Here is a 12,325-nt window from a genome sequence, read left to right on the forward strand (position 1 = left end):
GAGGGAGGGCGGGGGTGAGCAGGCTGCCCCGCCCGGCCTCCATCCGGGCCCGGTACACGATGATGGCGATGACGCTCGCGCTGGTGGCCGTGGTGTCGGCAGGGGCCAGCCTGGACGCGGTCGCCCGCTACAAGACCGAAGTCGACACCTTCTCCGAGAACGAGCGCGTGGCCAGCCAGTGGAGCGCGGCCGTGCGCGCCGGCCACCTGCCCCGGGTGATCCCGGCGTCGGGCGGCGTCGACCTGGTGCAGCTCGTGGACGCGAACGGGGCCGTCATCAGGGCCAGCCGGCACGCCCCCGTCAACCGGCCGCTGACCACCGTTCGTCCCCCCGCCGACGACCGCTTCAGGAACGTCACCGAGTGCCCGGGCCCCGGCGAGCCCTGCGTAATGATCATGGCCATCCGGGTCAGCCCGGCCGCCGACTCCTCCGTCGTCTACGCGGGCACGCGCCAGCCTGACCTGCTCGCCACCCACCACCTGGAGATCATCATCGTGGGCGGCGGCCTGCTCGCCATCGTGCTCACGGCCTGGATCACCTGGGCCATGGTGGGCCGGACGCTGCGCCCGGTCCAGGCGATCCGCACGCGCATGTCGGAGATCTCGGTGACCGACCTGAGCCTGCGGGTGCCCATACCGCCCGGCAAGGACGAGATCGCCATGCTCGCCCGCTCGGCCAACCAGACGCTGGAGCGCCTGGACGCGGCCGTGCGCCAGCAGCGGCAGTTCGCCTCCGACACCTCGCACGAGCTGCGGACGCCGATCGCCGGCCTGCGGGTCCGGCTGGAGGAGGCGCTGCTCAGCCCGGACGACGTCGACCCCCTCGACGCCATCAGGGGCGCGCTGACCACCGTCGACCGGATGGAGGCGATCGTCGGCGACCTGCTGGTGCTCGCCCGCCTGCGCGCGGACGGCCAGCAGCCGCCCGTCGTCGTCGACCTCGGCGCGCTGGCGAAGGAGGTGGCCTCCAGCCGGATCGACGGGGTGCCGGTGCGGCTGCACGCGACCGAGGACGTCCCCGTCCTGTGCTCGCGCATCCAGATCATCCGGGTGCTGGAGAACCTCCTGAACAACGCCCAGCGGCACGCCGAGAGCGCCGTGGACGTCACCGTCGAGGCGGCCGGGGACGAGGCCGTCGTGACGGTGAGCGACGACGGGGCCGGCATCGCGCCGCAGGACCGCGAGCGGGTATTCGACCGTTTCGTCCGCCTGAGCGACGGGCGGCGCCGCGACCCCGGCGGCAGCGGGCTCGGCCTGTCCATCTGCAGGGAGATCGCGCACGCCCACGGCGGCACGCTCACCGTGGAGGACTCCCCGCGCGGCGCCCGCTTCGTGCTGCGGCTGCCGTTCTCGCGCGTTGCTGGGGAAGCGCTTTCCGAGTACCGGGAGGATTCACGGCCCCGGACCCAGGTTGATTCGTGAGGTAAGCCTTAGCTAAGTTGCTGGCGATGACACTCCGGCACTGGAGGCAGACGATGACCGCCGGCACCGAGCCGATCGCCGAACTCGGCCCCGAGCCGATCACCGAACTCCGAACCGAGGAGATCCCCTCCTACCGCGCCTTCCACGTGACCGTCGTGCGGCGGGCATCGCTCGGATCCGGCTTCGCGCGCGTCACCTTCACCGGCGCCGACCTCGACCTGTTCGCCGACAACGGCTTCGACCAGCGCGTCAAGCTGGTCTTCCCGCTCGCCTCCGGCGGATTCGACCACTTCCCCGGCGGCCCCGACTGGTACCGCCTCTGGCGAGGCCTGCCCGCCGGGCGGCGCAACCCCGTCCGCACCTACACCGTGCGCGCGGTGCGGCGGGCCCTGTGCGAGGTGGACGTCGACTTCGTGCTGCACGGCGACGGCGGCCCCGCCTCACGCTGGGCGCTGGCGGCCGGGCCCGGCGACCACCTGATCATGATCGGCCCGGACGCCCGCCACCCGGGGCCCGTCGTGGGCCGGGAGTGGGCCCCGCCGCCGTCGGCGACCCGCCTGCTGATCGCGGGCGACGAGACGGCCGTCCCCGCCGTCTCCTCCATCGCCGAGAGCCTGCCGGCCGACGCCGAGGCCAAGGTGCTGCTGGAGGTCCCCGACGCGGGGGACGCCCTGCTGCTCGACGTCCCGGCCGGGGTCAAGGTCGTGTGGCTGCCGCGCCGCGGCTACGGCAGGCCCACGGCCGGGCACGGCGACCTGCTCGTCGCCGCGGTCCGCGAGGCGCTGGGGGACCGAGGCGCGCCCGGGCGCGCCCCGGCGGGCGGCGCGCGGGAGGCCGACGCCGACGCCGAGGTCGTGTGGGACGTGCCGGGCGACATGGCCGCCGCCCACGACGGCCTCTACGCGTGGCTCGCGGGCGAGGCCGGCGCGGTCAAGCGCCTGCGCCGCCTCCTGGTGGGGGAGTTCGGCGTCGACCGCGCCGCCGTCGCGTTCATGGGCTACTGGCGCCTGGGGCGCGCGGAGTCCGACTGACCCCGGCGGGGGGGGGGGGGGGGGGGGGGGCGGCCCCCCCCCCCGGCGGGCGGCGGGGGGGGCGGCGGGGGGCGCGCCCCCCCCCCGCGGGGGGGGGGGGGCGGGCCGCCGCCCCCCCCCCCCGCCGCGGTTCAGGACAGGATCCTGAACGCGTCGATCATGCCGACCGACGTGGTCTTGTTGACGATCCTGATGGTGTGCGTCCCGCTCGCCATGCCGGTCCTGCGCCAGACGACCTGCTGGGCCTGGCGGGCGCCCGAGACGTAGAGGTTGACGTTGGCCTGGAAGACGTCGTCGATGTACACGTCGACGTTGCCCATGTCGCCGTTGCGCTCTGACAGGTACTCGATGCCGGTGCCGGTGAAGGTGTAACGCGCGACGGCGCCGACCGTGGTGGAGTGGTGGGTGTCGTCGTTGTAGTCGCCGTACCCCCGCGAGGTGGTGTGGTGCCAGTTGGCGTCGTAGGTGACGTTGGTGTTGTTGACCATCGGGTCGGCGGTGCGCGAGGTGCCGAGCGTGGAGTCGGTGCCGCTCAGCCGCTTGGCGTCCTGGTTGACCGACCCCGTGATCGAGGTGGTGGCGTAGGAGCTCAGCGGCTTGGCCGTCCGCTCCACCACGTACACCGTGCCGGCGGCCGTGGGGAAGGTGAACTCGCCGCCGGTGGTGGTGGTCAGGACGGCGTTGTCGGAGGTCCGCCGCACGCGCACCTCCTGGCCGCCCCACGGGTTGACCACCCGCGCGGTGGCGCCCCACAGGCTCTTCAGGCCGACGTACTTGATCTCGCCGGCCTCCTTCTCGGAGCTCACCTGGAAGCCGTTCTTGGCCAGCAGGGTGAACCTGCCGCGGAAGGTGGAGTCGCCGGGCGTCGCCGGGAACACCCTGATCTTGTCGTTGTAGCTCTGCATCAGGGCCTCGTTCATCGCCGACAGATGCACGCCCAGGTACTCGAACACGCCGTTGGTGTTGTTGGTCATGCCGTTCGGGTAGTTCTGGTACTTCTGCAGCATCGTGCGCATGCCCTGGTACGCCTGGTCGCCGAGCCCCAGCCGGGCCGCCTGCACCGCGTCGTTGGCCCACACGTTGCCGTAGGGGAACGGCCGCGCGTTCCAGGTGTTCAGCGCGGTCTGGTGGTCGGGGTAGCCGATGCCGGTGGTGTTGTAGGGCCAGATCACCTCCGAGGCCACGTTCTCGCCGTTGCGGGCCTGGGCGATCGGCGGGTTGTGCGGCAGGTACCTGCCGCTCTCGGCGGGGTAGGGGGCGACGTTGCTCAGCACGTTCTGCCACTGGCTCCGCAGCCCGCTGTCGAGCCCGAGCGACGTGGACGCCTCGATGACCGCCGGGAACAGGCTGCGCACCGCGGCCAGGTCGGTGATCGGGTTGGGGACGTTCCAGTAGGTCTCGTGCGCGTTGGCGTTGGCCATGTAGTACTTGCCGTTGGCGTCACGCGACAGCTTGCCGAGGTAGAACTTGGCCACCTCGCGCATGAACGGGTAGGCCGTGTCGCGCAGGTAGCCTCCGTCGTTGGTGTACTTGTACTGCAGCCACATGTTGAACGCGGCCTGCGGGCCGGTGGTGAAGATGTTCTTGGTGTAGTCGCTGTTCACCGTGCCGCGCGCGTGGCCGTCCCAGCCCATGGTCTCCGGCACCCAGATGCCGTCGATGCCGTACCTCGACTGGGTCAGCGCCTTCAGCGAGTTGTAGTTGCGGCTGTACAGCCGGTTGAAGCCGTTCATCAGGTCGGCGTGGTTGGAGGCGAGGAAGGAGTTGTAGACGTCGCGCTGGTTCCAGTACCAGTAGGCGTTGCTCCACTTGGTGGCGTCGCCGGTCGCCCGGAACACCCCGTTGATGAAGTGGAACGGGTAGTTGCCGTACCCGCCCGCGGCGATCATGTACGTGCTGAGGTAGTAGACGTTCTCCATGTAGTCGGCGTCGCCGGAGCCGTTGCCGTACTGGACGAACGACTTGCCCCAGAACCCGTGCCACCAGTTGCGGAAGTTGTTCAGCGTGCTGGTGTACCCGGTGCTCTTGACGCCGTTGAGGATGGACTTCGCCTGGTTCACCGAGTTGCCGCCAGGAGCGTTGATCCGGCTGGCCGAGGCGAACCAGATCGTGTAGCTGGAGGTGGGCGTGATGGTGATCCGCACCCGGGTGTTGTTGATCACCTGGGTGGTGTAGCTCGCGCCCTCCACGGTGGCCGCCAGGGTGTAGCCGAAGCCCTCGGGGTCGCTCTGCCCCCGGCTCAGGCCGATGCCGCTCGCGTCGGCGTAGGGGGTGACGGTGCGCCAGGTGTTCAGGTCGCGCACGTCGCCGCTGTTGCCGACCGAGTTGAGGTCCCACAGGCTCAGTTCGAAGGACACGCTGGAGACCCCGCCGCGGGTGTCGTCCACGTGCACGCCCATCACCTCGGAGTTGGGGGCGCCCATGACGGTGACGGTGCGGTTGGAGTCGTACCTGGTGGTGAGCGTGCCGTCGTACAGCGACAGTCGCTGCTGGTAGCTGGAGTACCCGCTGTCCATCGGCGGGCTGGTCTGCAGGGTGGCCAGGCCGGCGCCGAAGGCGGTCTGCTGTGAGGTGTCCACGCCGGACACCTGCATCGTCAGCCCGTTCTGGTGCCAGGCCATCGCGCCCATGCGGCCGTTGCCGACGGTGAGGCCGTGCAGCGGGTTGGTGTTCGGGCGGTTGTAGACGATGTCGTGCTTGGCCAGGTAACTGCCGTAGTTCACCCGCAGATTGCCGTTGACCGGGTCGAACGCCTGGTCGGTGGGGGCCGCCATCACGGGGACCGCCGTGATGGCGGCCACGAGGCACACGCCCGCGGCCACGCTCAGCAGATAACGGATCAACCTCATCAACGCCGGACTCCCTTCGTCGCCGCGGTGCCGGCCGCGGCAGCCTCTCTCCGAGGGCGCGCGCGTCGACCAGGCGAGAGCCCCGCCGAATCCTGGACATCGCACTGTCGCGACCTTGGTTCTGTCAGGCGCAGTTAACATCGGATGTCTCCGGGCGTCAAGAGAGGTACGGGTCCGGAGTCCGCCTAGGCGTCAGATGACGAAGCGGAAGCAAGTGCGTACGGGGAGGGGTGTGAGGCGGGAGGTGCCGGGGCGTGCTTCTTGCCTGGCCTTGGCGCTGCGCGAAAATCACCCGATGTATGGCGATGCTACTTGGAGGTAACCGGGGCCCTGAACGCTTGACGCCTCCGCCGGAGCGTGTCATGTTTCGTCGAGATCGGCGAAAGTCTTCCACGGCACGGATCTCGGCTTCTCCTTCAAGGGTGCGGCGGCGCGCTCCTTCTCCTGTAACGCCAAGGAGCACGTCATGCGCAACGCGCCCCCCGTCGCACAGCCGCCTCCCCGGCCCGGCCGCCCGCGGCCGGCCCCGCTACGGGCCCTGGCGGCCCTGGCCGTCGCCGTGGTGGCGGCCTTGTCGGTCCTGTCCGTTCCATCCCCGGCATCGGCGGCACCGTTGACCAAGATCCTCGTGTTCTCCAAGACCGCCGGGTTCCGGCACTCGTCCATCCCGGCCGGCGTCGCGGCCATCCAGCGGCTCGGCGCGGCCAACGGCTTCACGGTGACCGCCACCGAGGACGCCGGGGCGTTCACCACCGCCAACCTGGCCCAGTACGAGGCGGTCGTCTGGCTCTCCACCACCGGCGACGTGCTCAACGCCGCCCAGCAGACGGCCTTCCAGTCCTACATCGCCTCGGGCGGCGGCTACGCCGGCGTGCACGCCGCTGCCGACACCGAGTACGACTGGCCGTGGTACGGCGGCCTGGTGGGCGCGTACTTCAGCTCCCACCCGGCCAACCAGCAGGCCGCCATCCGGGTGGAGGACCGGTCCCACGTCTCCACCTCCCACCTGCCGCAGACCTGGAACCGGCTCGACGAGTGGTACAACTACCGCACCAACCCGCGCTCCGCGGTCAAGGTGCTGGCCAGCCTCGATGAGTCCTCCTACTCCGGCGGGACGATGGGGGACCACCCCATCACCTGGTGCCAGAACTACGGCGGCGGCAGGTCCTGGTACACCGGCCTCGGCCACACCGAGGAGTCGTACACCGAGCCCCACTTCACCAGGATGCTGCTGGGCGGCATCCAGTTCGCGGCGGGCGCCAGGGCCGCCGACTGCCGGCCGGAGACCGGTTACACCCCGCTCTTCGACGGCACCCAGACCTCCCTGTCGCGGTGGCGGCAGGCCGGGCCCGGCGGGTTCACCCTGGCCGACGGCACGCTGACCTCCTTCGGCGGCATGGGCCTGCTGTGGTACCCGGTCAGCACCTTCGGCGACTACTCCCTCAAGGTCGACTGGATGATGCCCGGCGACGACAACGGCGGGGTGTTCATCGGCTTCCCCGACCCCCGGGGCGACCCCTGGAAGCCGGTCGACCAGGGACACGAGATCCAGATCGACGCCACCGACGCCGACCCGTCGCGCACCACGGGCGGCGTCTACGGCTTCAAGGCCCCCGACGCCGCCCTGCGCGCCGCCGCGCTCAACCCGCCCGGGTCGTGGAACACCTACGAGATCGGCGTGCACGGGCAGCGCGTCGAGATATGGCTGAACGGCGTCAAGATCAACGACTACACGAGCGCCCGCGCCATCGCCAACGGGTACATCGGCCTGCAGAACGACGGCGACGGGCTCGACATCAACTACCGCAACGTCAGGATCAGGCGGGACGCCGCCGTCACCGACCTGGCGCGGGGCCGCCCGGTCACCGTCTCCAGCGTCGAGCCCGGCAGCCGGCACGCCGGGGCCAACGCCGTCGACGGCGACTCCGCGACCCGGTGGGGCAGCGCGTACTCCGACCCGCAGTGGATCACCGTGGATCTCGGCTCCTCGCGCACCCTCTCCCGAGCCAGGCTGACCTGGGAGACGGCCTACGGGCGGGCCTACCAGGTCCAGGCCTCCGCCGACAACGCCACCTGGCGCACCGTCTACTCCACCACCACCGGGAACGGCGGCGTCGACGAGGTCACCCTCGACGGCACCGGCCGGTACGTGCGGGTCTACGGCACCCAGCGGGCGACCCAGTGGGGCTACTCCCTCTGGGATCTGAACGTCTACGGCGGCTGACCGGCCGTCCCCGCGGCGGTCCCGCGCCCGTCGCGGCGCGGGCCGCCGGCCCACCGGCGCCGCCTGAGGCGCCGTCCCCCCAGCCAGCGTTCCTGGAGCAACCATGTCTGCTTTCGCGCGCCTTCGAACGGTCGCCGGCGCGGTACTGCTCGCCTTCGCCTCGGTCGTGACGGCGGGAGCCGTCGACGGCACCGCCGGCGCCGCGGCGACCGCGGCGGGCCCGCCCGCCGCCTCGGTGCCCGCGGCCCCGCCCGCCCGCGCCGCCCTGCTGGCCCCGCCCGCCACCAGCGGGTTCGAGAAGGTCAAGCTGGACGGCGGCCTGTCGATGGGCGAGCCCATCGAGCTGTCGGTCCTGCCCGACGGCAAGGTCCTCTACATCAACCGGGGGTCCAGCGCCGCAGGCGGCCAGGTGCGGCTGTACAGCCCGGCCACCCGGACCACGAGCGTCGCGCTCACCGTGCAGCTCGACGCCCGGTTCGAGGACGGCCTCATCGGGATCACCCTGCACCCGCGCTTCGCCGCCAACCGCTGGGTGTACCTGTTCTACTCGCCGAAGGTGACGCCGCTGGTCAACCGGATCTCCCGATTCACCTTCAACGCCACCGCCAACGTCCTCGACCCGGCGAGCGAGGACATGATCATCGAATGGCCGACCGAGCGCGACCTGTGCTGCCACTCGGCCGGGTCGATGAGCTGGGACTCCAACGAGAACCTGTACTTCGCGGTGGGCGACAACACCAACTCCGGCGGCGACTCGGCCGGCATGGCGCCCATCGACGAGCGGACCGGCCGCAACCCCCAGTACGACGCGCAGCGCACCTCGGGCAACACCAACGACCTGCGCGGCAAGATCAACCGCATCCACCCGGAGAACAACGGGACCTACACCGTCCCGGCCGGCAACCTGTTCGCCCCGGGCACCGCGTCCACCCGGCCCGAGATCTACATCATGGGCACCCGCAACCCGTACCGCGTCTGGGTCGACAGGCAGGCGAACAACACCCTGTACTGGGGCGAGGTCGGCCCCGACGCGGGGGCGACCATCGCCAACCGCGGCCCGGCCGCCTACGACGAGTTCAACCGCGCCACCGGCCCGGGCAACTACGGCTGGCCGTACTGCGGCGGGCCCGACGTGGCCTACAACGACTGGGACTTCGCCGCCAACGCGCCCCGCGGCTGGTTCCCCTGCGGCGGCACGGCCGGGCCCGTCAACGACTCGCCGCGCAACACCGGCCTGCGTCAGCTCCCGCCCACCAAGCCCGCGCTGGTGTGGGAGCAGCACGGCGGCAGCAGGGAGTGGCCGGCCCTGGACAACCCCGGAGGCTGCGGCTCGCCCAACCACGCCGAGGTCTACCACTACAACGCGGGCCTCGTCTCGGACGTGAAGTGGCCCGCCTACTATGACGACAAGCTGCTGATCTCCGAGTACTGCCGCAACTGGATCAAGGAGGTCCAGTTCGGCGACGGCGACCCTTCCACCGGCACGCCGACGATCATCGAGCCGGTGCTGCAGGGCATGAGCTTCGTCCACCCCATCGACATGGAGTTCGGCCCCGACGGGTCGCTGTACCTGCTGGAGTACGGCAGCGGATACTTCTCCGGCGCCGCCGACGCCGGCCTCTACAAGATCAACTACGTGCAGGGCGGGCGGTCACCCGTCGCCGTCGCGTCGGTGAACAGGGACAACGGCCTGCCCCCGCTCGCGGTGACCTTCTCCAGCGCCGGCAGCTCCGACCCCGACGGCGAGCCGCTGACCCACGCCTGGGACTTCGACGACAACGGCACCACCGACTCCACCGCCGCCAACCCCTCCCACACCTACACCACCGCCGGCGACAAGCGGGCCCGCCTCACCGTCCGCGACCCCGGCGGGCGCACCGGGACGGTCGTGGTCGCGGTCGTGGTCGGCAACGACCGGCCGGCCGTGACGCTGTCGGGCCTTCCCGCCGGCGGCATGTACGGCTGGGGAGAGAACCTGACCGCGACCGGGGGTGCCACCGACCCGCAGGACGGCACCGTCCCCTGCGCGAGCGTCGTCGTCCGCGCCGCGCTCGGCCACCAGGAGCACGCGCACGAGGAGGGGGAGGGCACCGGCTGCGGCTTCACGGTCAACACCGGCCCCATCCACGCCGGCCTGGACGCGACGCAGTTCTTCGTCATGCGCTCCTCCTACACCGACAGGGGCGCCGCCGGCACCGTCCCGCTCACCGGCCAGCGGGAGATCACCCTGTGGCCCAAGCAGTGGCAGGCCGAGCACTACGTGCAGCTCAACGGGCCCAGGGTCATCGAGCAGAGCGCGGCCGAGGGCGGCAAGCGGCTCGGCGACATCCAGAACGGCGAGTGGGTCCGCCACCACCCGGTCAGCCTGAGGGGCATCAACCAGGTCAAGGCGCGGGTCTCCTCCGCCAACGCGGGCGGCACCCTGTCGTTCCGCTACGACTCGCCCACCGGCCCGGAGGTCGCGCGGTTCACGGTGGCGAGCACCGGGGGGTGGGACAACTACGTGGAGCTCACCGCGCCGGTCACCAAGCCCGACGACGGCACCCACGATCTCTACCTGGTCTTCTCCGGCACCAACACCGGCACCAGCGCCCTGTACGACGTCGACAGTTACACCTTCGCGGGCCCCGGCGTCAGCACCCCGTCCGGCACCGGCACCGACCTCGCGCGGGGACGGCCGGTGACCGTCTCCAGCGTCGCCGACGGCCTGACCGGCGCGAGCGCGGTCGACGGCGACTCCGCGACCCGGTGGGGCAGCGCGTACTCCGACCCGCAGTGGATCACCGTGGATCTCGGCTCCTCGCGCACCCTCTCCCGAGCCAGGCTGACCTGGGAGACGGCCTACGGGCGGGCCTACCAGGTCCAGGCCTCCGCCGACAACGCCACCTGGCGCACCGTCTACTCCACCACCACCGGGAACGGCGGCGTCGACGAGGTCGCGCTGAACGGCACCGGCCGGTACGTGCGGGTCTACGGCACCCAACGGGGGACCCAGTGGGGCTACTCCCTCTGGGATCTGAACGTCTACGGAACCTGACCGGAGCCGGCGGGTCACGCCGCGCCACGCCGTCCGGCACGGCGTGGCGCGGCTCGTGCATACCGGGCGTTAAGCGAGTGATCAGGCGATATAAGCCTAAATGTTTGCTTTGACCGCTGTGACCGCCCATGTCCGAAGGGGTATGGCGACATTGATCTGTTCCGCGAGTTTTCGGAAGGCGGTGAGGTTATGACCAGACCGACCGGCCTTGAGGCGCATCCGGACATCGTCCAGATGCGCGCCAAGTACGAGACGGCGAGCTCCAGCATGGTCGCCCAGATGATCGACGGGCTGACCCTGCTCGCGGGGCTCTATCTGGCGATATCGCCATGGGTGGTGGGGTTCAACGGCCTGTCGAGGCTCGCCGTGAACAACATGGTCATCGGCCTGGCGCTGGCGGCCCTCGCTCTGGGGTTCGCGTCCGCCTATGGGCGCACCCACGGTCTGACGTGGATCGCCCCCATCCTGGGGGTGTGGACGATCCTGTCGCCCTGGATCATCCGGTCGGCCACGACGAGTTCCATCTGGAACAACGTCGTCACCGGAATCGTCATCCTGCTGCTCGGCCTGGGTGCGATGGCCGTCGGCAACCGCCACATACCGACGCCCGCGGCCATGAGGTGAGCCGAGTGGTCCGGGTGTGGCGGCGCACACCACGCCACGCCCGGCCCCCGGCCCGCCTCGGGCGGACGCCCTGTTTGCCGGTCCGGGCGCGGGTAAGTGTGCGCCCGTGACGGAGCTTCGACACAGCGACCCCGCCGAGCCCGGCATCCGCCGCAGACGGCACGGCAAGGGATTCAGCTACCGCTGGCCCGACGGCCGCCCGGTGACCGGCAAGACGACGCTTGAGCGCATCCGGGGCCTCGGCATACCGCCCGCCTGGTCCGACGTCTGGATCTGCCGCTCGCCCGAGGGGCACATCCAGGCCACCGGCACCGACAAGGCCGGCAGGCGCCAGTACCGGTACCACGACGTCTGGCGGGTGGAGCAGGACCGGGTGAAGTTCGACCGGGTCCGCGAGATGGCGGCCCGGCTCCCGGACTTCAGGCAGACCGTCCACGAGCACCTGCAGGGGGAGGACCTGTCGCGACGGCGCGTGCTCGCCGCCGCGGCGCGCATGCTCGACATCGGCTTCTTCCGCGTCGGCGGCGAGGAGTACGACTCCTTCGGGCTGGCGACGCTGCGCATGGAGCACATCAGGTGCGACGGCGGCCGGGTGTCGTGCCTGTATCCCGCCAAGGGCGGCAAGACCCGGGAGCTGGAGCTCGTCGACACCGACGTCTGCAGGGTGGTCACCGCCCTGCACAAGGGGAGGGAGGAGGGGGAGCTGCTGCGGTTCGAGGACAACGGCACGTGGGTCGACGTCCGCAGCGCCGACATCAACTCCTACCTCCGCGAGACGCTCGACTGCGACGTGTCGGCCAAGGACTTCCGCACCTGGCACGCCACCGTGCTGGCCGCCGTCGGCCTCGCGGTGTCCTCACGCGCCCGGCACAGGACCGGCAGGAAGCGCGCGGTCAACCGCGTCGTCTCGGAGGTGGCCGAGTACCTCGGCAACACCCCGGCCGTCGCCCGCGCCTCCTACATCGACCCGCGGGTGATCGAGGCGTACGAGAAGGGGCGGACGATCGAACGGGCGCTCGCCCAGCTAGGGGCCGACGCCGCCTTCGGGCAGCTCGCGACGCACGGCGGCGTGGAACGGGCCGTCATCTCCCTGATCCGCCGCTCCACCTAGTTTGCCCCGCACGTCAGGGGGCACCCAG

General features: G+C 71.1%; 7 protein-coding genes. 6 read left to right on the forward strand and 1 reads right to left on the reverse strand.

Annotated elements, in window-relative coordinates:
• Positions 1-14: 14 nt before the first annotated feature.
• Together PYR91_RS18105 and PYR91_RS18110 are read left to right on the forward strand one after the other, a co-directional pair.
• Positions 15-1,421, forward strand: a complete 1,407-nt coding sequence (locus tag PYR91_RS18105; protein WP_279781043.1) for a HAMP domain-containing sensor histidine kinase — start codon at positions 15-17, stop codon at positions 1,419-1,421.
• Between the two features lie 26 nt (positions 1,422-1,447).
• Positions 1,448-2,452 (forward strand): siderophore-interacting protein, encoded by a 1,005-nt coding sequence (locus PYR91_RS18110; protein WP_279781044.1) that lies wholly within the window; start codon positions 1,448-1,450, stop codon positions 2,450-2,452.
• 131 nt (positions 2,453-2,583) lie between these two features.
• Here PYR91_RS18110 and PYR91_RS18115 read toward each other — a convergent pair whose 3' ends face one another.
• Entirely contained in the window at positions 2,584-5,301 is a 2,718-nt protein-coding gene (locus PYR91_RS18115) for a hypothetical protein (protein WP_279781045.1), read from the reverse strand.
• Between the two features lie 466 nt (positions 5,302-5,767).
• On the opposite strand from PYR91_RS18115, the gene PYR91_RS18120 reads away from it, so the two are divergent.
• The 4 genes from PYR91_RS18120 to PYR91_RS18135 all read left to right on the forward strand — a co-directional run bounded on the left by PYR91_RS18120 (position 5,768) and on the right by PYR91_RS18135 (position 12,297).
• The gene (locus PYR91_RS18120; protein WP_279781046.1) at positions 5,768-7,525 is read left to right on the forward strand and encodes a ThuA domain-containing protein; all 1,758 of its coding nucleotides are present in this window, start codon (positions 5,768-5,770) and stop codon (positions 7,523-7,525) included.
• A gap of 103 nt (positions 7,526-7,628) precedes the next feature.
• Positions 7,629-10,562 carry a carbohydrate-binding protein gene (locus PYR91_RS18125; RefSeq protein ID WP_279781047.1) on the forward strand — a complete coding sequence of 978 codons (2,934 nt, stop codon included), beginning with the start codon at positions 7,629-7,631 and terminating at the stop codon, positions 10,560-10,562.
• A gap of 189 nt (positions 10,563-10,751) precedes the next feature.
• On the forward strand, positions 10,752-11,186 hold the full coding sequence (locus tag PYR91_RS18130) for an SPW repeat protein (protein WP_279781048.1): 435 nt from the start codon (positions 10,752-10,754) through the stop codon (positions 11,184-11,186).
• 106 nt (positions 11,187-11,292) lie between these two features.
• Positions 11,293-12,297 (forward strand): DNA topoisomerase IB, encoded by a 1,005-nt coding sequence (locus PYR91_RS18135; protein ID WP_279781049.1) that lies wholly within the window; start codon positions 11,293-11,295, stop codon positions 12,295-12,297.
• The last annotated feature ends 28 nt before the right edge of the window (positions 12,298-12,325 follow it).

The organism is Sphaerisporangium sp. TRM90804 (assembly GCF_029846175.1).
GTDB lineage: Bacteria > Actinomycetota > Actinomycetes > Streptosporangiales > Streptosporangiaceae > Sphaerisporangium.